At 44.2% G+C, this 684-nt stretch carries 1 protein-coding gene; it reads right to left on the reverse strand.

Translation table 11 applies throughout. The annotated features are described in order from the left end of the window. The coding region (locus A3766_RS08920) for a DUF692 domain-containing protein (protein WP_068642104.1) at nucleotides 1-664 on the reverse strand (664 nt) is incomplete at its 3' end. Between the last annotated feature and the right edge of the window lie 20 nt (nucleotides 665-684).

Raw genomic sequence — 684 nt, forward strand, 5'->3', positions numbered from 1 at the left:
AGTGCATTTCTTTTATGCGTTTTACAGGCAAAGCCCGAATGTATTCTTGCGGATCAAATTTGTGGTTCATTGCGCTGACATAGATATTATTCACATCACATAAAATATCGCAGTCAGCCTGCTCGGCGACCTCGGACAAAAACTGCACTTCTGCCATCGCATCAACTGTAAAACTTAAATAGCTCGAAACATTTTCGACCAATATACGACGTCCCAGATAATTCTGAACTTGGTCAATTCGTGAGACGATATGCTTAATTGCCTCCATGGTATAAGGCATGGGAAATAGTTCATTACCATGTACGCCATCAAAAGAAGCCCAACACAAGTGATCAGACACCAGCGTTGGTTGAAAGCGTTCTATAAGTGACTTTAAGCGTTTGAGGTAGGATTGATCTAAGGGATCAGTTGAGCCTAAAGACATGCCGACACCATGAAAGGTAACCGGGTATAAATCCCGAACCTGCTCCAGGTAATCAAGAGGCTGACCACCGTCGCTCATATAATTGTCGCTTAGTGCTTCAAACCAGGGGATATCAGGGCGTGAATTCAGAATCGTTTGATAGTGTGCAGAACGTAAACCTATACCTGCACCCTGAAGCGCTTGTGGCTCAGGAGAAGCAGGATGATCGGTTGGCATTCCCTGCGATAAGATGTTATTCATCAGTTAATGCCACCGATAGA

This window comes from Oleiphilus sp. HI0132, assembly GCF_001635845.1.